The sequence below is a fragment of the Caldivirga sp. MU80 genome, assembly GCF_001663375.1.
In the GTDB taxonomy this organism is placed as follows: Archaea; Thermoproteota; Thermoprotei; order Thermoproteales; family Thermocladiaceae; genus Caldivirga.
This window is the reverse complement of sequence record NZ_LCTF01000004.1, coordinates 36328-54378: the sequence shown is the minus strand read 5'-3', so window position 1 is coordinate 54378 and position 18051 is coordinate 36328. Positions and strand designations below refer to the sequence as shown.

The 18051-nt window shown below is 47.2% G+C and carries 20 protein-coding genes, 1 tRNA gene and 1 rRNA gene; 9 read left to right on the top strand and 13 right to left on the bottom strand.

Annotated features, from left to right (window positions below):
- Nucleotides 1–21: 21 nt before the first annotated feature.
- From AAX04_RS01890 to rrf, 7 genes are all read right to left on the bottom strand, one after another.
- A complete protein-coding gene (locus tag AAX04_RS01890) occupies nt 22–1035 on the bottom strand; it encodes a PRC-barrel domain-containing protein (protein ID WP_066793205.1) in 1014 nt (337 codons plus the stop codon).
- Nucleotides 1036–1079: 44 nt separating this feature from the next.
- Nucleotides 1080–1664, bottom strand: coding sequence for a 50S ribosomal protein L6 (locus AAX04_RS01885; RefSeq protein ID WP_066793204.1), 585 nt, complete (start codon nt 1662–1664; stop codon nt 1080–1082).
- Nucleotides 1665–1719: 55 nt separating this feature from the next.
- Nucleotides 1720–2628 (bottom strand): carbamate kinase, encoded by a 909-nt coding sequence (locus AAX04_RS01880; protein ID WP_066793202.1) that lies wholly within the window; start codon nt 2626–2628, stop codon nt 1720–1722.
- Nucleotides 2629–2689: 61 nt separating this feature from the next.
- Entirely contained in the window at nt 2690–3823 is a 1134-nt protein-coding gene (locus AAX04_RS01875) for a SufD family Fe-S cluster assembly protein (RefSeq protein WP_066793201.1), read from the bottom strand.
- 2 nt (nt 3824–3825) lie between these two features.
- A complete protein-coding gene (sufB, locus tag AAX04_RS01870) occupies nt 3826–5253 on the bottom strand; it encodes a Fe-S cluster assembly protein SufB (RefSeq protein WP_066793297.1) in 1428 nt (475 codons plus the stop codon).
- Nucleotides 5254–5258: 5 nt separating this feature from the next.
- The gene (gene sufC / locus AAX04_RS01865) at nt 5259–6008 is read right to left on the bottom strand and encodes a Fe-S cluster assembly ATPase SufC (RefSeq protein WP_066793200.1); all 750 of its coding nucleotides are present in this window, start codon (nt 6006–6008) and stop codon (nt 5259–5261) included.
- Between the two features lie 167 nt (nt 6009–6175).
- Nucleotides 6176–6296, bottom strand: a 5S ribosomal RNA gene (gene rrf, locus AAX04_RS01860).
- Nucleotides 6297–6460: 164 nt separating this feature from the next.
- On the opposite strand from rrf, the gene AAX04_RS11600 reads away from it, so the two are divergent.
- Nucleotides 6461–6619: a 30S ribosomal protein S14 gene (locus tag AAX04_RS11600; protein ID WP_084761140.1), complete on the top strand. Its 159-nt coding sequence runs from the start codon at nt 6461–6463 to the stop codon at nt 6617–6619.
- On the opposite strand, the gene AAX04_RS01855 is transcribed toward AAX04_RS11600, so the two are convergent.
- Nucleotides 6620–7294, bottom strand: coding sequence for a hypothetical protein (locus tag AAX04_RS01855; protein WP_066793197.1), 675 nt, complete (start codon nt 7292–7294; stop codon nt 6620–6622). It abuts the gene before it with no gap.
- Nucleotides 7295–7509: 215 nt separating this feature from the next.
- Here AAX04_RS01855 and AAX04_RS01850 point away from each other — a divergent pair, with 215 nt between their 5' ends.
- From AAX04_RS01850 to AAX04_RS01840, 3 genes are read left to right on the top strand one after another with little or no spacing between them, the layout of a single operon-like run.
- Entirely contained in the window at nt 7510–8523 is a 1014-nt protein-coding gene (locus AAX04_RS01850) for a hypothetical protein (RefSeq protein ID WP_066793195.1), read from the top strand.
- 30 nt (nt 8524–8553) lie between these two features.
- Nucleotides 8554–9501, top strand: a complete 948-nt coding sequence (locus AAX04_RS01845; protein ID WP_066793193.1) for an isoaspartyl peptidase/L-asparaginase — start codon at nt 8554–8556, stop codon at nt 9499–9501.
- On the top strand, nt 9492–10316 hold the full coding sequence (locus tag AAX04_RS01840; protein WP_066793191.1) for a hypothetical protein: 825 nt from the start codon (nt 9492–9494) through the stop codon (nt 10314–10316). Before AAX04_RS01845 ends, AAX04_RS01840 begins: the two co-directional genes overlap by 10 nt.
- Before the next feature lie 12 nt (nt 10317–10328).
- Here the strand turns inward: AAX04_RS01840 and AAX04_RS11790 are convergent, their stop codons facing one another.
- Genes AAX04_RS11790 through AAX04_RS01825 form a run of 4 tightly spaced genes read right to left on the bottom strand, consistent with a single transcriptional unit; the run spans nt 10329 to nt 12137 of the window.
- The gene (locus AAX04_RS11790; protein WP_156519644.1) at nt 10329–10487 is read right to left on the bottom strand and encodes a hypothetical protein; all 159 of its coding nucleotides are present in this window, start codon (nt 10485–10487) and stop codon (nt 10329–10331) included.
- 56 nt (nt 10488–10543) lie between these two features.
- A complete protein-coding gene (locus tag AAX04_RS01835) occupies nt 10544–10894 on the bottom strand; it encodes a hypothetical protein (RefSeq protein ID WP_066793295.1) in 351 nt (116 codons plus the stop codon).
- A 5-nt stretch (nt 10895–10899) separates the two neighbouring features.
- Nucleotides 10900–11367, bottom strand: a complete 468-nt coding sequence (locus tag AAX04_RS01830; RefSeq protein ID WP_066793293.1) for a succinate dehydrogenase — start codon at nt 11365–11367, stop codon at nt 10900–10902.
- A 5-nt stretch (nt 11368–11372) separates the two neighbouring features.
- Nucleotides 11373–12137: a succinate dehydrogenase iron-sulfur subunit gene (locus AAX04_RS01825; protein WP_066793189.1), complete on the bottom strand. Its 765-nt coding sequence runs from the start codon at nt 12135–12137 to the stop codon at nt 11373–11375.
- 310 nt (nt 12138–12447) lie between these two features.
- Here AAX04_RS01825 and AAX04_RS01820 point away from each other — a divergent pair, with 310 nt between their 5' ends.
- The 3 genes from AAX04_RS01820 to AAX04_RS01810 all read left to right on the top strand — a co-directional run bounded on the left by AAX04_RS01820 (nt 12448) and on the right by AAX04_RS01810 (nt 16264).
- Nucleotides 12448–12810 carry a DUF1874 domain-containing protein gene (locus tag AAX04_RS01820; RefSeq protein ID WP_066793187.1) on the top strand — a complete coding sequence of 121 codons (363 nt, stop codon included), beginning with the start codon at nt 12448–12450 and terminating at the stop codon, nt 12808–12810.
- 359 nt (nt 12811–13169) lie between these two features.
- Nucleotides 13170–14204, top strand: coding sequence for an MFS transporter (locus AAX04_RS01815; protein ID WP_066793185.1), 1035 nt, complete (start codon nt 13170–13172; stop codon nt 14202–14204).
- Between the two features lie 287 nt (nt 14205–14491).
- Entirely contained in the window at nt 14492–16264 is a 1773-nt protein-coding gene (locus tag AAX04_RS01810) for a hypothetical protein (RefSeq protein WP_066793184.1), read from the top strand.
- 149 nt (nt 16265–16413) lie between these two features.
- On the opposite strand, the gene AAX04_RS01805 is transcribed toward AAX04_RS01810, so the two are convergent.
- Nucleotides 16414–16502, bottom strand: a tRNA-Ser gene (locus AAX04_RS01805).
- 117 nt (nt 16503–16619) lie between these two features.
- Here AAX04_RS01805 and AAX04_RS01800 point away from each other — a divergent pair.
- Both AAX04_RS01800 and AAX04_RS01795 read left to right on the top strand, forming a co-directional pair.
- On the top strand, nt 16620–16952 hold the full coding sequence (locus tag AAX04_RS01800; RefSeq protein WP_066793182.1) for a hypothetical protein: 333 nt from the start codon (nt 16620–16622) through the stop codon (nt 16950–16952).
- Nucleotides 16946–18034, top strand: a complete 1089-nt coding sequence (locus AAX04_RS01795; protein WP_066793181.1) for a glycosyltransferase — start codon at nt 16946–16948, stop codon at nt 18032–18034. The genes AAX04_RS01800 and AAX04_RS01795 overlap by 7 nt, the downstream gene beginning before the upstream one ends.
- Nucleotides 18035–18051 lie beyond the last annotated feature (17 nt).

The following is an 18051-nucleotide window of genomic DNA, read 5'->3' as shown; positions in this document are numbered from 1 at the left end:
ATTATGCACCTCTCCTTAATACTATAAGGGTCGTAGCCCGGCTTTGAATTTAGCAGCGTATGATTTAAGATTTACGTAACCTATGTAAATCACAACGATCATAACGGCATATACAATTATCGTAACCAGCACCGGAGGTGAGGCATAGAGTAGGTTAATTCCACCAACCATCAGCCATAAGGCGCCTAACGCAGGTATGAAGAACGTAGCCATGAAGGCCGTCACGGCCGCTAGGGCAGCCATAAGTACTACACTATCCCTTAGGGCGTACTTAAACTCCCTACGCATAATACTCTGCTTAATCATGTAGGAGTAACCAGCCAAGCCTATTGAGGCTACCGTTACTATTATTATGGGTATTATGTTGAGGATGTACATGAGCGGTATGTTGCCTGCGGTTTTAGTGGGCACGGTGAGGACTAGCGACGCCGTTACGAAGGCTATTAGGGCAACAATACCGGTGAAAAAGCCGTAAAGGTAGTAGTTAGCTATCTTATCCAGTGGCGACTGTTCACTAACGTTAACTGGGGTGGGTTGGACTGGTTGAATGGGCTGTGGAACTGGGGCTGGGTTTTGTTGGGCCTGGTATGCGTAGGCTTGGCTTAACGGTATTGGTTGAACATCAACCTGGTTAATAATGACGACGTCACCCACGGCGTAAACCTTATCCATAGGGACAGCCACGTAGCCCGTTGGGCCTATTATCCTCAGGTACGTGACGTTCTCGTAATTATACTCATCATAAACCATGCCAAGCGACTTACCGCTTATCGTGTAAGCATACTTCCTAACCGTAACACCCGGCGTCAGTGGCACGGGGTCCCTTGGATAGATAGAGTTGCTCACAATTATTATGTCCCCAATTGCCTTAACCAGGTCCATCGGTATCGACTCCTGTATCACACTGGACCTAACTAGGACGTAAACCTTCCCATCCTGGGCAGTGTAAATGCTGTAAACATAGCCTATCAACCAACCGTTCTCCGTGTAGACCTGCCTACCCAACACTAGTGATTGCCCTTGGCCACTCTGCACAATTGCTGCTGATTAAAGGTGTAGTTAAATATTTTCCTCAACGGTTACTTAATATTTTCCGTGGCGTAAACGTAGATGCCGTCCAGTATGCCTGGCGCCGACTCCCTGCCATGCGGGCTTGGTCTCTGCTTACCCCTGAGGGTTGTGGCTAGTTCTATGCTTGCTGCGAATTGGCTAACAAGGTCCTTATCAATACCCTCAACTATCACGTCATCCTTAGCCACCTGGACCTTAACGCCTTGGGGTATTTGAAGCGTTATCTTAGACCTCCTACCCAGGAAGTTCTCAATAACGATGCTGCCGCCCTGAACCTTAACGCTTATTGGGAAATGGGCATAAACGACCTTAAGCTTATACCTCCAGCCCCTAGTCACACCAGTTATCATGTTCCTAATGTGCCCAGTCACTGTGTAAACAGTGGAACGCCACTTCCTATTAAGCATGTAACCCTCCACCAGCACTTCACCATCCCTAACGCTAATTGTTATGGGTAACCCCTTAAACTCCTTGGTTAACGAACCCAGCGGCCCCTTGACCGTTACCCTGTAGTTCAAATTCCCACCCTCAACATTAATGCTAACCCCCTCAGGTACCTCCACGACATTGGACACATATGGTACCTTAGCCATTGGGTAGGCTGCCCCTAGGCCTTAATAAGCTTAATGCCACCTACTAAATATAATGCTAACCAGGTAATACCGTAGTCCCCGTTAACCCACTGATAATCTTGGTTGCGTCACCCAGCTTACCCACATATGCCCTCCTACCGCCGTTATTAATGAACCTGATCACCGCCTTAACCTTCGGCCCCATGTTGCCCTCTGGGAATTGCCCATTCTCATAGTGCCTGCTTAGTTCATTTACAGTAACCCTCATTAATGGCCTTTGGTTCGGCTTACCGTAATCCAGGTATATGTAATCTACATCGCTCAGTATGAGTAATTCCTCAGCGTTAATACTGTTGGCTAATAACTGGGAGGCGAGGTCCTTGTCTATAACAGCCTCAACACCCCTACCATCAATAACCGGCACTCCACCACCACCAACAGCCACCACGACATAGCCATCGTTAACCAATTTCCTAATCACATCACCCTCAATTATCTTAACAGGCTCTGGTGATGGAACAACCCTCCTCCACCCACCTCTTGGATCCATCTTAAATACCCAACCCTTAACCTTGCTTAACCTAGCTGCATCCTCGCCACTGTACATGGGTCCGATGAACTTAGTTGGGTTCCTAAATGATTCATCGCCTTGGTTAACAATAACCCTGGTTAATAGGGCTATGGTCCTGAGGTCTAATCCCCTTCGCTTAGCCTCATTATCAATGGCATTGGCAAGTAGGTAACCCATCCAGCCCTCAGTGGCTGCAACAGCCATATCGAGGCTTAGTGAGTCACCTATTCTCTCGGCTATTAACCCAACCTGTGGCCCATTGCCGTGGGTTACCACGACCCTGTAGCCCATTTGCACCAAATCCACGACATCCACGGCTGCCCGCTCAACGGCCTCCAGCTGATCCCCAGGTGAGCCAACTCTTGAACCAGCCTTGGCGAAGGCATTGCCACCAAGGGCTAGGACCAGTAGCATAGTTAACCCTCACCCACGGCTATTTATATATTTCCAAGTGTTGAAAATAATGGTAAATAGTTTATCTACCTCTAATGAGACTCATCAGTGATTCACGGATTTGGCTGACACTGCCCTTAAAGCTAGCGCTTATTGAGTCCAAGAAGCCGGTAACCATGTCGTACACCACCAGCCCAATTGCCTCCTCCCTGCTTAACCCCCTCATCCTTAAGTATAATTCCTGATCCTCGTCGATTGATGCGTCTGTTGCTGAGTGCCTTGCCCCATTTACATCACCAGTGTCCACCATTATTATCGGTACTGACATACCAACAGCGTTGCTTGAGCCTATGAAAACCTTCCCCTCTATGCTCGTCGACGACCACCTCCCCCTATCAGTAATCCTACCAAACCCCCTGTGCACCACCGTGGCTGAGTCTAGGGCTATGGCCCTCGTGGTGGAGTTGCTCATGGTATGCTCGCCAACATGCATGATATTGATCATGTAGTCCACCCTGGAGTTCCCTGAACCAAACTCAAGGGAGTTGGAATTAATCGAGGCCCCCTGGCCCTGTAGAATGTAATCCTCCCTATGGTGCGTCATCTCACCGTTAACAACTATTGTATATGCATTAACACTGGCCCCACTTCCCTCAGTTACCCTGATTAGACTGAAGGATGGATTAATATTAGTTGAATACGTTAGTAAGTTAAGGGTTGCGCCATCACCAACGTTAACTTCAACCACGTTAGTCCCACATCCACCATTACCAACTATGCTGAGGGCTAGGTTAACCACGGCATAATCACTCACGTTTATTATGACGTGGTTTGAGTTAAGCTCATTCTGCTCACCACCATAACTTAACAACACCTTAACCTCATCCTCCACATCACCCTTAATTACAATTGGGTAGACTTCCCTTAGATTAACCAAGTGCCTGGCTATTATCCTAGACTCCGAGGGATCAATGCCAATGTTGACCTGATCCCCGAGTAACTCAACCCCTTTAATCAACTCACCATTGTGAATAACAACATCGTAATCATTAGACTGGGGTAGCTTACCTAAGGTGTTACCCCCAGTCTCAATGCATCTGTCGAAGAGGTTCCACTGGGTGTAATACTTAACCGTCGGTGAGTCTTTGATTAACTGGTAGGGTATCTTATTGGCCAGTTCCCTAGCCTTAATCCTCAGTTCGCTGGGTATTAGCATACTTAAGCCACCTTACCGTACTTGCTGAACTCAAGCATGATAACCCTGTTGAGGACCATGGCGTACTCAAAGGGTAGGCCCTCCGTGACATCGCTTATAAAGCCCAGTACTATTAGGCTTTTTGCTTCTTCCTCTGTTAGTCCTCTTGTTCTTAGGTAGTTTATCTTATCCTCACTTATCCTACCCGTGTAGGCTTCATGAGTTACCACTGCCGTATCGTCAAAGACCTGGTCATGGGGTATTGTGTAGGCCTTGGAATCACCATCAAGAACAAGAGAATCACAAGTAACATGAGACCTAGCAAACCTAGCACCCCTCCTAACGTAGACAACGCCCTTATACACGGCTGTCCCTCCATTGGCAGATATTGACTTGTTCACCACCTTGGAACTGGTGTTCGGTGCGTCATGGATTACCTTAGCCCCATTCTCCTTAACATGCCCCTTACCATTGGCTATGGTTATGCCTGTTATCTCAGTCTTCGCACCCTCACCCTTCAGTATGGTTGATGGGTATACGAAGCTTGCCACACTGCCTATGCTTGCCTCAACCCACTCAACCTCAGCATTCCTCTCAGCTATGGCCCTCTTATTGTTGAAGTTTATGACGTTCCTGCTCCAATTCTGGACTGTGGTGAACTTCACCTTCGCCCCCTCATGCGCGTAAATCTCAACCATGCCGTCATGGAAGCTGTACTTACTTAACCTAGGCGCTGAGCAACCCTCAATGTAATGTATGTAGCTGCCTTTATCAGCCACAACGAGGGTGTGTTCAAACTGCCCCTCACCTGCATTGCTTATTAGGAAGAAGCCCTCAATGGGCGCCTCAATCCTGACGCCTGGTGGTACGTAGACGAAGACACCGCCACTCCAGAGTGCCCCATGTAGTGCCGCGAATTTGTGCTCAGGTGGGAAAACCCTCATGAAGTACTGCTTAACTAAGTCTGGGTACTTTTGGACGGCCTCCTCCATGGGTAGGACCACAACACCCTTCTCAGCTAACTGCTTCCTAATGTTGATGTATATGATCTCCGAGTCTAATTGAGCGCCAAGCCCCATTAAGGCCCTGGCCTCTATTTCAGGTATGTTCAATGCCTCGTAGTACTGCCTCACCTCGGGTGGTATCTCATCCCAGTTACTGGACCTATTGACGTCAGGCCTTGCGTATGATATGTAATCCTCCAGGTTAATGTTATCCAGGACCCAGTTTGGCAGCCAGTTTGGGGTTGGGAGTTTGTTGAATAGTTCAAGACTCCTTAGTCTTAATCTCATCATCCAGTCCGGTTCACGCTTAATCTTACTCAACTCCTCAACAACATCCTTCGTCACCTCACCCTTAATTTCAACACTCCTCCTAACTGGAGTATTTTTGCTAAGAACCTCCTCGGGGGTTATGCCATCCTCAATTAGGTTGTATAAGTCATGCCTCATGCCCATCACCTAGCCTTAAGGAAGTTTTCATACCCAACCTTTTCAATCTCCTCCACAAGCTCCATACCACCCTCAGCGGCAATTCTACCTCTATTCAACACCAACACCCTGGTTGGCTTAACCACGTGTAGTATCTTTGCGCTATGCGTCGTGAGCACTATGGCCGTCCCCGAGTTGGCTAGGCTAAGTAGCGCCTTCCCCACGGCGAACACACCATCCACGTCAAGCCCCGAGTCTGGTTCATCAATCAGGGCTACCTTGGGTTTAACCATCAGTAGTTGAAGTATCTCACTTCTCTTCATCTCACCACCACTGAAGCCATGGTTAATGCCCCTGCTTAGGTGGGCTGGTGTTAACCCAACCTCCTGAATACCCTTCATTAAGCTGTTAACCAGGCTGGGTGGCGCTGGGTCCGTTAACTTCCTCCCATTGATCTTATTAATCATTGCCGTTATTAACGTTGATAACCTAACCTCAGGTACTACGGTTGGTGTTTGGAATGCAACCATTAGGCCCCTCAGAAACCTCTCTTCAGGTGGGAGCTTAACGATATCCTCACCATCAAGCATAACCTTACCCCTAACAACGTTATACCTTGGGTGACCTGCAATGGTCATGAATAGGGTTGTCTTCCCGCTGCCGTTGGGCCCCATTAAGGCTAGAACCTCCCCACTCCTAACGCCAAATGAAACACCGTTTATTATTAACTTTCCATCGACTGAAACAGCCAGGTCTTCGATTCTAAGTTCAGCCATATTAGCTACCTCAATAAACCTCCACGTGACACCTATTTAAAACTTTTCGTGGGAGTCACAAATAACCTACATAAAAATTCATATTTACTTAGTACAATAACCAAGGGCTGGGCCTTGAGCCAGGATCTAAGTGAAGGCAGTTTTTAAATGATGCTAATAAGGTGCCCCATCCCCAGCACGGGCCTTTCCCACGGCCTCACGGACCGTAGTACTTGGCACCGCGGTGGGGCGTTTCACTTCCAGGTTCTGGTGAGTCTGGGTGGGTCCACCCCACCTATGGCCGGGTTATGGGGCAACCTATCGACAGCATAGGGCTTTTTAAGCATTACTAATGACCACTCACTCCTTATGAAGCGGGATTTAAAGAGGGCTTAACAATCATGGGGCGTTCCAGGCCTGTACACTGGGATGATTAGTAGTAATGTTTTTATTTGGTTTTGTTTTGTGGTTTTGTGGGTCGTGGTGTTGTTGTTAGGAGGTTTGGGAGGGGGAGTTTGAGGTGTGTTAGGTGTGGTACTCATGAGGCCGTGATAAGGAGATACGGACTAATGCTATGCAGAAGATGCTTCAGAGAAGTAGCACCACAACTAGGATTCAAAAAATACTACTAGTCAGCTAGCTGCTCCAGCAATTTCATTAAATCTATTGCTCAAAAACTGATTAATACTGAAGTTGTTAAGGGTCAGCATTATGTTGTAGTAACCCGTTGGGGTATGCTTAGTTATATTGGCCATGGTTAAGACCCCATTTGGTGCAATGCAGAGGGTTACGTTGTATGATTGAACGCCACTGCTGACCAATGACATGTAGCAGTAGCTTAAAATACCATTTACGGTTACCTTAGATTTAAAGACCATTGATGATGGCGACAGGGCACCCAGCAACGGTACCTGTGATTGATTCACGTTTTGGCAATAGCTTAAGGTTACCCCACTGGATAGGGCGGTGCATAAGTGGTACATGCCACCGCCTAAGTTCTTTATGGCTAGTAGGAGGTACGTTGAGTTACTTAGGCTTAGTTGTATGAGAACCCTGTTTAATGTACCCTGGGACCAGGTGATACTAGAGCCAACAATTGTTGATGAGACACCTACTATGCCGAATACGTTTATGTTACCCCCATATATCATAGTGTAGTTAGCCGTATATGTAGCCTCACTCCACCTACTCAACATAACCATTGGACTTGGTGGCTTAGCCGTTGGGAGTATTGAAGGGAGTAGGTATGCTGCAACTCCAGCGGCAATCACCACGACTACTATTACGGCAATCAGCAGCGGTCTCATGCATACACATTAACCTTACCCTTATTTAAGCATTACCATCTAAATTGACCCTAACATTAAACATCATGAGCGGGTGTAGGGTGGTTGCTTGCTTTTGGTTGAACTTAGTTAAGTAAATGTATTATGAAGTACGTTAAGGTACGAAATCTAATAGATGCCTCTGCGAATTCGCCACCGCATAAAGTATATTAATAACCTCTGTGTTAAACAACATGGTGGGTACTTTAAGGTATGGTGTTTATGGTGGTGTTGCCCTGTTCGGATACGTGCTTTTCCTAGCCTCACTAAGGCTAAGTAACGACGCCGCCGGTGTACTGTTCATGGTGCTGTTCTCCATATCACAACTAATAGGGCTACTACTTATATCAAGGGTTGGCGCCAGTAACACACTTTCAATAGCCTTAACCATAGGCGCCGTGGGTAGTTACATACATGCATTGAGCAACTCCTACATAGGCAACTCACTACTTGGCTTAGGGATGGGTCTCTACTTCACGGCTTTAATAGGGTTAATGGGGGTGATTTTAAGCGGTAGTGGCTTAGTTAAGTACATAATGTACATCTACTCGGGTTTATTTGGCCTAGGTGTTATGACTGGTGCATTATCATCGGTGTTAAACAATGTAGCTGTATTCGTAGCAATGACGATCACCATGCTGGGATTATCCTTCTACATATCGTTAACCCCTGTTTACTTTAAACCCAGGAGCCTTAAATTAAGGTATGCCCTAACCAACCAGGGGGTATTGGTAGCCGTTACCTTACTATCATTCTCGCTACCCTACATGATATCCTCGGTAATCCTCCTATCCAAATACTGGCTTGGCCCCCTGTATGCACTATCGGTCCCACTGTCCATAGTCCCAGCATACCTCATGGTGAATAGGTGGGGTGTGCGTAGGTCATTTATAGTCTCCGCTCTACTCATGTCGGCATCATCAGTGTTAACCTACCTATTCAATAACCAGTACGTCATCTTAATGTTGGCTGTGTCATCAATGCTGATCTACACTTTAATGCTTCAACTGCTTGGCCTAGTGACGAGCCCGTTGCTTTACATGCCCACGTTAGCCTTGGCCTACGGCATATCCTCAATCCTAGAGATACCCGTTGGCTTAGCCCTAGGCTTTAGACTAGGGTACTTGATCACTGGGTTAACGTCACTGATGTTAATACTACTGGTTAGGGTAATTAAGGAGCCTGTTTATCAAATACCGCAAGCCAGTTAACTTATTAAAGTTAAACATGCCCAGGCGTAAGTGGAGCCACTAATAGTGGTTCACGGTGGGGCCGGCGCCTATAGATTCAGTAACGATGAGGAGAGGCTTAGGTACACCAGGGAGCTTGAGGATGCGGTTAGTGATGGCCTTAAGGCGTTATCAACAGGGGGTGCATTGGATGCTGTTGTGGCAGCGGTGTCAAGTATGGAGGATTCCGGGATCTTTAATGCAGGTAGGGGTTCGGTCTTAACCATAAGTGGTAATGTTGAGGTTGACGCCGGATTAATGGATGGTTCGTCGATGAGGATTGGTGCTGTGGCTGCGGTTAGGAATGTGGCCAACCCAATTAAACTGGCCAGGATGGTTATGGAGAAGACCGACCACGTGATGATTGCCGGGGAGGGAGCAACCGAGTTGGCGAGGATGTGGGGGTTGTTCACCAGGTCAAGTAGATTTTACAATGAGGTTAAGCTGAGGAGGTTTGAGGATGTCCTTAAGGATTACGCCAATGGTAAGGGCTACTTCAACAGGGTTATTAAATTGGCGGGTGAATTGGGCATTGGAGATACTGTGGGTGCGGTGGCCATGGATAGGGATGGTAACTTGGCCGCCGGTACATCAACGGGTGGTGTATGGCTGAAGTTTGATGGGAGGGTTGGGGATTCACCAATACCTGGGGCTGGGTATTGGGCCCAGAACGGTGTTGGAGCCTTTTCAGCATCAGGGCTTGGTGAAGTCATCATAAGAAGCATGGTTTGCATTAGGGCAGCCTTCCTGGTTGAGAATGGCGTTGAAGTAGCGGAGGCATTAAGGCGAGTTGTTGATGGGGTAACGGGTAGGTACGGCAATGGAACAGTGGGGGTGATAGGCATAGACGCCAGGGGTAACGTAGCCTCAAGCTTCAACACGAACGCAATGGCAAGGGCCTGGGGAAGGGGTGGTAGGGTAATTAGGGTTGCATTTCATGGGAATGACCCATGGCCCTGAATAATGCCACAATACAGTACCATAGATACATGGCTAGGTTACCCGAGGAGTTGAGGAGCATACTGTGTAGGTGGCTGACACTCGGCATAGTGGATGATGAGGGTGGTTTAGTTAAATCAGCTTACGTCACCCTAGACGGCTCAGTACTCGTCATTGGTGATGAAATAGTTGGTAGGCTAGAGGAGAGTGGGGTTGGGTTGAGACTTGGTGATGGGCTCTACCTACAGGAGTTCTTCAACTGGACCCCGTGGGTTAGGGAACTCTGCGGTGAGGTGGTTACTGAGGAGGCTGAACCCATGGGTATGAGGCTGCTGGGCTTCTCCCCCTTCACATATGCGGAGTATGGTGACGTTATGAGCGGTTACGTGGAGTTGATAAAGGTTTACGGTAAGTACGTGAGCGGGGTGTTCAATGAAGCCATCTTTAGGCTATGGGGGCTTAGTGGGGTTAGGTTTGATGAACAGGTGGACCTGGTGATAGTGACTGGCGATGAACTGATCGCCCACCACTTCCTGGACATTAGGAGGACTGAACATAGGGGTTTCACGACCTCCGCAAGGTACCTTCAATACGGCTTCGACAGATCAATACTAATGCACCCCTTCATCAGCGACGACGTGAATAAGGAGGTGGCTAAGGCCATGTTAAATAGGGGTGATGTTAAGCCCGTTGGCTACTTCACGATTAACTATGATGAAAGCGAGATCCTAGGCATCATCATATACAAGTGGCCACACATTAACCCACTACCCCTTGCAAGCAGGACCGTGGCTGAGAGGAACATCCTAATCAAGGAATACCTGAGGCATAGGTAACCTGAAAACCGGTTAAGCCCTAGACCTGTGGTTACCTCGACGCTGCCTAAACCTAACCCACCACTTAGCCAATGCATCCCTGTAATCCATGATTACTATAGGGGCTAACAGCACTATCAATGCCACCGCCACCTTAATGAACATGGGTACCTTAAGTAGTGTAGGTACCATGAATCGGCTGAAACCAGGTGGTAAATTAATTTTGTTGAAATGAGGAGGAGACTTAATCATATTACCTGCAGGGCCCCCACTAAGGCAACCGTGCCCACTATGACTATGAAGATGCCCAGCGCTATAATAACGACGTCAACGGCGGTGTTCCAATACCTACCTTGATGGAGCTCCAGGAGTAGGGTCCTTAGACCGTTCATTGCATGGTAGGTGGCGGCGTAGAGCAGTATGAATATGGCGGCCATGTAGCCTATGTTAAGCAGTTGTTCATAGACCCCATGGGGGCCGCTCCACTGTATGGATGCCTCGTAACTGGGCCACCTGAAGGCTAGGTGTATCCCAAGCACAACCACCAGTATTAGCCCCGTTATGTAGTGCCACTTCATAAGCGTTGACTTAGCCACCATGCCCATCACCCCACGAAGGCCACGTACGAGGCAAGTATTATGAAGACTATAACCACGGCTATTACAAGGTATTTATACACCAATTGAGGGCTCTTCCTGGGTGAAGGTATCATAGGGTACGTGTGCCTTTCAGGCTTAGGTAAGCCAAGACCGAAGTACTGCATTAGGATTAGCCTAATGCCATTAGCCCCATGAATAGCTACCAGTAAGGCTATTAAGTATTCTATTATCGTACCGACGTGGGCAACCCCAACCACCTTGGGACCCTCAATGAGCCCAATTACCCTTTCCCAGGTTAATTGACTTGGGTGGCCGAAGCCTAACGCCGTTGATATAACTAACGTGTGCCCTATTAGGTATATGGCTAAAATGGCCCCACTGACCTTCTGGAATATTAGAAGCCACTCATCCAGTCCACGTAACCAGAGGGACCATTTGGGTGGGTTCCTCTTAGTGGCCAGTTTCTCAGTCATGCTGGTCACCTTGCCGGTGGCTTACCGGTTAATAACGATTTCTTGAGTAGGTTAATTGCTAATGCTGGGTCAACCCCCTTCGGGCACACTTTGCTACAGGTACCGCTGTAGTGGCATGACCACACGCCGTTATCGGAGTCAATAACCTTAAGCCTAAGGACATACCCCTCATCCCTATTATCGGCGCTCCACCTATAGGCGGCGGCTAATGCCTGTGGGCCCAGGTAATTCTTGTTTAGGAAGACCATTGGGCATGCTGAGTAGCAGGCGCCACACTTTATGCAGTAGGCGAATTCAAGGTAATTAATCAACTGCTCCTCGGTCTGAACATAGTACGAGTCCAGTTTCTCAAACTGCTCACCCTCATCCCTCCTAATCAACCACGGCTTAACCGACTTATGCTTCTCGAAGAATTCATCCATATCAACTACCAGGTCCTTAATCGGCTTAAGGTTACTAAGGGGCTCAACGGTTATCACATCGGTGCCCAGTTCAAACGGCTTTGTTTCGCAGGCCAGACGTGGGACACCGTTAATGACCATTGCGCAGGAGCCGCATATACCCATTCTACAACTGTACCTAACAGCCAAGGTGGCATCTTGGGTACTTTTGATTTTGAGTAATGCATCAAGCACGGTCTGCCTATTGGTGACCTCAACCTTATACTCGCTCCACCTGTAATCACCGGTTTTTGGGTCATAACGCTTAACCCTAAAGGTAAAGGTCCCCCTCTTAACCTCAATCTTAAGGCCAGCCTTAACTGAGGACATACAGTTGGTCCAGCGGCCTCACGTAGCCTTAAATTTAAAAATTTCCCCAGCATTAATGTGATATACGTAATATTATATAATATCTGTATCTATGGGTAAAGCTACATTACTTAGATTAAAAATCTACTTAACATGTGTAGTCGTATTAATGGTAAATTTAGTATAAAAATCTTAGCGGACTAAGGTTATGGTACGTTAACCACAACGGATTCATCATGGATTCTGTAACGCATTAATTAATAAATTTTCGACAAAAGTAATAGTTGATGGTGCATAGGTTATTTAACCAATGCGTTACCGGGAGCTAACCATGCCTGAAGGCACCGTGTATCTGCTCAGTGACCTAGGCTCATGTATGCTACCGTGTGGTGGGATAATAAGGCTAAACCCGATAAGTGTTGATGAGGCTAAGGGCATGGTGCAGGGTAAGAACATAATTAGTTATGTTGAGAGACAGGATGCCGCGAAGGTGCTTAGCGCGATACTTGGTGTTGAGGTGCAGGTTAACAGCAATAGTACATTAAATGTTGATGAGATAAGCATGGGTATACTAATACACATAAATGCGCAGTTAAACAGCAATCAACTAAGTAACCCAGAGGAGTTGCAGAAACTGATTAACAAGGGGGTTATTAAGTTGCATAGGCTCTTAATTGACCCATACCCATGCTAAAACTAAAACAGCCGTGTTCTCATGCCAGCTTAAACTTAGTTAAAAACCATGCCTTCAAACAAAATCATAAATCCATAATGCCTTCTCTCGCTATAATCTTCTCAATTAAAATGGGATTTGATGCAGCCTTATAACGAATTCTAAGTCACTTAAGTTCTAAAGTTTTAAAAGTGAAAAATATACCGAAGTCTACTGGATGAGTAATACCCTTTATCTTATACTTTTAGCAAAGAGTATGAGGATTTTCACGTTTAGCCTCATTAGCATACTGATAGTTAACGGCAAACCTCGCCCTTTAGGGCGGGGTCACCTCACTATGTGGGGATTTAGCGATACATTTATTAATCCAGACTTCGTTAGTGTTTTGTACTCGGGGTGGTGCCCCCGAGAGGGGGTTTACTTCCCTCACAGATGAGCCGGTGGGGCGATACCCCACTGTTTTCACCACCCCGAGGACGAAGCCATTAACCCCCATGGAGGGGGTAACGCCCAAGACCCCAGCAGTGAAAAACCCGTCCCACTGGGACGGGAAGGGGGTCATCGGGACGGAAACTGGCCCATTTCAATCAGTGGAGGTTGGGATAATCCCTAAGCTCGCTAGAAATCCAGGTAGAGTACTAGGGGTATATAACTTACTTGGTTATTCCTTTTCGTCATTAGGTTCCTTCTCTATACCATTACTCTCTCACTTTATTACGAGTGATACTATTATCATGGCTAAGCTCGTATTTATACTTTACATAATCATGTCGATGCTTCTCATTTTAGTTTATAGGAAGATAATGAATATTGAGGTAGGTCACAATGGGATGAGTAAAAATCTGCCAGGTCTCTTGCTGCATCAAGATGTGAGAAATCTTTCAGTGCTCTTTGCTCTGGATGCATTTGGGGGAAGTTTAATTACGCAGTCATTATTGACGCTTTGGTTTTACCTAAGATTTCATGCATCAGCGTCGAGTTTAGGTATAGTGTTTGGCATATCCAGTATCATTACCGCAATTTCGTTAATCATAGCCCCACTAATAGCTGAACGGATCGGTAATTTGCATACCATGGTTTTCACACATATAACATCTAATATATTCCTGATTCTTATACCATTTATGAACTCACTGTACTGGGCGGTCGTATTCCTATTTTTGAGGCAAAGCTTCTCGCAAATGGATGTACCTACCAGGCAAGCGTTCATCTCTCAAATTTTTAATGATGAAGAGAGGGTGAAAGTATTTGCAGTAACTAACATCTTTAGAAATATAAGTAGTTTACCGGGTCCAGTATTAGTTGGCTTCATATTCTCGCTTAGATTACTCTACTTACCCCTTGTAATGAGCGGTGCAATTAAGCTAAGTTATGATGTTACTATTTATAAGTTATACAAAAATAAAGCTAGATAAGAAGATAAGTCCATAAATGGATTTAATGAGGAGAAGGTATATTGTGAAGGTCATGTTAGAATGCTTTTAGGCGTACCTATGGACGTGGTAGGGTGTGGTTAAGTGTTTTTAATGACCATGTATACTGATTAAAAAAGGAAGAGAGCAATGACTAGTTTTCATTGCTGGCGCTGGGGTTGGGGTTTGAATCTGTGGAGTTGGTTTGCTGGGGGTTGTTAGTTGTCTTAGTGATTGTCAGTTATGGGTGGTGTGTTTAGCGAAAAAATATTAGGTGGTGGGTTGTTTTTGTGGTTATGGTTGGGGGTGGTTGGAGGTTTGTTTGGGTTGCCTTGTTGGTTTCCTTGGTTGTAGCCGTGGTGGCTGTTTCAATACTCACCACAATGCACGTGATCAATAAGTCAAGCACACCGGTGGGGGTTGGTTTTAATGCTCCAGCGCCGGTGGGCTTGCCGGTTAACGTTAGCCTGAATATGCCGATATATGTTGTTGGTCCTCAGTCACTAACCCAAAGGCTTGTTGGTGTTGGTGTTCCTCAGTCGCTTATTAAGCCGGTTAACCTGAGTCAATTGCCTTCCTTACCCGGTAACTCAACGATACTCATAGGCTACTCTGTGATTAAGCCTAGCGTTGTCATTGGCGTAGTCAATGGCAGGGTCAAGCTTAACTTAACAAGCCCAGTGATTGCCTTGTTAACTGGCCTAGTGGCTAAGGGTGACTTAATCATGCTATACGGCAATTCAAGCGACTTAATGGCAATGGAGTATCTGCTAGCCTACACGTGGGCTAAAAAATACGGCACACTCTACGTGAATGGCAAACCAAGCGACTACCTGGTAGCCTACCCAATAATACCAATCAACAGCAAGGAAGCCCTAGCAATGGCATTTGGTGGGCCGTACTACCTAGTCATAGGGCCAGCAATGCCGAGGGACATACTAAGGGCAGTGATTACGTACATGGCATTGAGGCATTTGCCGGTAAGCCTAGGTCAAGTGAATGGTGCTGAATTAAGCCTCAGCATGATTAAGGCAAACCTACAATCATCCTCCCCATCGCAGGATACCCCCGACGTGTGCTATTCCATATACTCAAACTACTCCAAAGCCGCAGAGTTAAGCTCAGGCATTTATGAGTCGGGCAACTATTACTTCATATGGCTACTCCCAATGATGGGCTCATCAAGCTATCCATGGTATGGTTTTGCGGGCTACAGTGATGGTAATGGCACATTCTACTACGACACATGCCTAGTGATAAGCAACCAAGTTGGAAGTCCCCCTGGACCATATCCCTACGTGCCTCTCTATGTCTATGGTTATGTTGGTTATGACCCAACATCAACCATGACCAACAATGGTGGTGAGGTTCTGACTGAGACAGGCACGTTCGATTACTACACCAGTTACAAGTACTACAACGAATCATTTTTATCAGCAAACTCACTCATTGCAAGTCCAGCTTGTACGGGCGGGGATTGTCTACAACCCCAACCAACATCCTCAACGACTAGCTACTCCATATCCGTATTTGTAGGTGTTGAAATAGGGGAAGAGCCAGGGGGATTTGTTGGTTTTGAGGTTACCTTACCCAGTGGCTCAAGTGAGGGGATAGGCCTTTATTACGGCCCATCAACGCGGGCTTTTTATGCTAATGATGGTAACGTCACCTGGACGTTTAATCTCAATAACGCTAGCACGCCGAATGATGACTATCACAATGATTTTGAGGACATATCGCCAGCAGCTTGGATTATGCCGAACTTCTCAAGTTCCCAGCAGACCGCCTACCTACCAATCGACATAAGTGCTGAGGTTTTGACTAGTTCGCAGGTTGTGTTTTATGGAGAGAATTCTGTTGGGTGTGACTATTACAATTACACCTATGAGTATGTTTGGGTTGATGGTATTTGGCAGCTCACCGCAGAGCCAACAGGCTCAAGCACGGGCCTAGTCCCATCATCAACATCATGGACATACTCCATAAGCCCAAGCGCATCACAATACGTAACCGGAGTCTCATCATGGAGCACGCTCGAGCCAATAGGCTGTTCAGGCCGGTGACGGCAACCCAACCATAAAACCACGATCAAAACAAACACCCTCTTCCCCTTCTCCCACCTACACCAGCCCTCCAACCAAGTTGCGAAGAGGATTCAGGCCTACTAGTAAGGGTTCCCAACCCAACAGCGGAGCAACCACCCACATAAACATGGCGCCGGGGCCGGGATTTGAACCCGGGCCCCCTTGCGGGGACGGGCTCTCAAGGCCCGCGCCTTGGACCAGGCTCGGCCACCCCGGCTTAACCGGCTTGTGTGAGTGGGTGCTGTGATTTTAAAAATTTACCTTGCATAATGGTTGCCGGTGGTTTCGGGGTTCTGGATGATAATGTTTTTAAACCGGCATATCCACGTATCCTGTGTCCCGGGGGTCGGAGCTTAATGTTATTAAGGAGGGGTTGGCGTTGGCAATAGTCCTCACGGCAATTGCTGTCATATTTATATATGGGCTTTGGAATCTCATTGCACCAACTGGTGTAAGCGTATCCATAGTTAGATCCACGTGCGGCCCAACCTACGGTTACTCGGTTACGATATCAGCCATAGCCTCAGGTATGTTAGTGTACTCGGCATATAGGGTTATTAAGTTGAATAGGGTTGACTCAGTGTCGTTACTGCTTATGCTTATAGCCATGATAATGATGACTATCACCGCCTATTCCATATACTCATTTACATCAGGCTTATGCTGAATCAACTCCTCTACATTGGGCTCCTGCTGATCCTGCTTCACGTCACTACACCAGTGTTGTACTACGTTATCATTCTTAGTAAGGCTAAGGGTCAGTGGCCCATAAGCCCCGTTGATGCTGGGGGGTTACCCTCCGTGTCCGTGATAATACCGACGTACAATGAGGGGGGTATTATAGTGGACAAGCTTAACAACGTTATTGATCAAGACTACCCAATCAGCAAGATTCAGATAGTGATCTCTGACTCAAGCACCGACGACACACCGGTTAAGGTTAAGGAGTGGTTGAGGAGCCATAGTAGCGTTAACCTGGTTTACCTAAGTAGCCCAAGGAGTGGCAAGGGGCGTGCGTTAAATGAGGCGCTTAAGGTGGCTAACGGTGACGTGATAGTGACCACTGATGCAGATTCAATGTGGCTTAGGGATTCACTGCCTAACGCAGTCAGGTGGCTGAGCAGTGGCGAGGTTGGGTTGGTTTCATGCATTAAGGTACCTAAGGGTGGTGGTTCAGTTGAGGACGCCTATAGGAGCCTCTACAACGTGCTTAGGATTGGGGAGAGCAAGGTGTACTCCACGGTGGTCTTCCACGGGGAGCTACTGGCCATTAAGGGTAGCCTGCTGAGGAGTATGGGTGGCTTCCCTGTAGACATAGGCGCAGATGATTCCTACACAGGTGTTAGGGTGGCTTCAATGGGCTACAGGGCCATAGTACCCGACGACGTCGTATGCGTGGAGTACATTCCCAGCGCCGGTTACGGTAAATGGAGGGTTAGGAGGGCCCAACACCTGGTGCAGAGCTTCCTGAAGTCGGCCAGGTTACCGAAGCCAAGGAGGTATAGGTCAATATACTACACGGAGGCTTACATACACCTGGTGAACCCATGGCTATTGCCAATTGGTACACTCCTCCTGGCTGCGTCAGGTAGCCTATTAGCATACGCCCTAATAGCCCTCGGTGTGGTGCTGCTGGTGTGGGTACCCTTTAGGGCATGGGTGATTCAGCAATTCCTGCTGATGTACGCCATGGTGAGGAACCTGTGGAACAAGGAGTTGATTTGGGAAAAGGTTAACAAGGGTATGTGATTGGTTTAGCCAATATT